Below are 1,341 nucleotides of genomic sequence, written 5' to 3'. Positions count from 1 at the left end.
CCCTGGCGGCGAGCCGCGCCGACGCGCTGCGCGCCGCCGGCACCGACCAGGTGGCCGCCCTCGCCCTCGGTTACCGGTCCGCCTTCGGGGTCGCCGCCGGGCTGGTGACCGCCGCCCTGCTGGTCGCACTCCTCACGGCCCGCCCCACCCGCCGTCCCGCGCCCGCCGCGCTCCCCACCCGCGCGGTGCCCGAGCCCTGCCCCGCGCGCTGAAGCCGAATGCGATCTTGGCGAGTTTCCGTTCCTGCCGAACGGGAACTCGCCAAGATCCGGTCAACAGCCCCCGAGCCCGCAGCGGAGGAAGCGGGTTCAGGCGTCCAGGTCGCGCAGCACCCCGGACAGCAGGTCCAGGGCGGCCGGGTAGGCGTGCGCGGGTGGGTGGGCGTAGCCGACCACCAGGCCGGGAGGCCCGCTCTCCGGGTGGTGCCGGTGCAGGGCCAGCCCGCCGACGCCGAGTCCGCGCGCGGCGGCCGCGGCCAGCACCTCGGCCTCGGTCGGGCCGCCGGGTCGCAGGTGGACGGTGGCGTGCAGGCCGGCCGCCACCCCGGCCACGGCCGACCGGCCACCCAGCCGGTCCAGCAGCAGGTCCCGCCGCTGCCGGTAGCGGCGCCGGACGGTGCGGATCTGCCGGTCGTAGCCGTGCCCGTCGATCAGCTCGGCGAGGGCGAGCTGGCCGATCGTCTCGGTGTGCAGGTCCAGGTGGCGCTTGGCCTCCACCACCGGCTCCACCAGCCGGGCCGGCAGCACCAGCCAGGCCAGGCGGAGCGCCGGCCCCAGGGTCTTCGCCGCCGTGCCCACGTACGCGACCTGCTCCGGTGCGGTGCCCTGGACCGCGCCGACGGGCTGCCGGTCATAGCGGAACTCGCCGTCGTAGTCGTCCTCGACCACCAGGCCGCCGGTGGCCCGGGCCCATTCCGCCAGCGCGTGCCGGCGGGCCGGGTGCAGGGTCACCCCGGTGGGGAACTGGTGCGCCGGGGTCACCACGGCCGCCCCCACCCGGGCCAGCGGCCCGGCGCCGAGCAGGTCGGTGCGCGCGCCGAGCCCGTCGACCGGCAGCGGCAGCACCGTGCCGCCGTGCCGGCGGACCACCTCCCGGTGGAAGGCCAGCCCGGGGTCCTCCATGGCCACCGTCGGGGTGCCGGCGTCCCGGAGCACGCCGGTGAGCAGCACGAGGGCCTGGACGTACCCGGTGGTGACCACGATCCGTTCCGGGTCGGCCAGCACGCCCCGGGCCCGGCCCAGGTAGCCGGCGAGCGCCCGGCGCAGCTCCGGGCGGCCGCGCGGGTCGCCGTAGCCGTACGCCCCGGCGGGGGCCACGGCCAGCGCCCGCCGGGTGGCCCGC

Annotated in this window: 1 protein-coding gene and 1 pseudogene; one reads left to right on the top strand and one right to left on the bottom strand. The window is 78.7% G+C overall.

Annotated elements, in window-relative coordinates:
* Positions 1-212: pseudogene (locus tag B0E53_RS36550) on the top strand (hypothetical protein); the annotation flags it as partial.
* A gap of 96 nt (positions 213-308) precedes the next feature.
* Here the strand turns inward: B0E53_RS36550 and B0E53_RS36545 are convergent.
* On the bottom strand, positions 309-1,341 hold a 1,033-nt coding region (locus B0E53_RS36545; RefSeq protein ID WP_107079926.1), incomplete at its 5' end, for a PLP-dependent aminotransferase family protein.

The organism is Micromonospora sp. MH33 (assembly GCF_003013775.1).
Classification (GTDB): domain Bacteria; phylum Actinomycetota; class Actinomycetes; order Mycobacteriales; family Micromonosporaceae; genus Micromonospora; species Micromonospora fulviviridis.
Note: the sequence above shows the minus strand (reverse complement) of the source record. Positions and strands in the feature narration are given on the sequence as shown.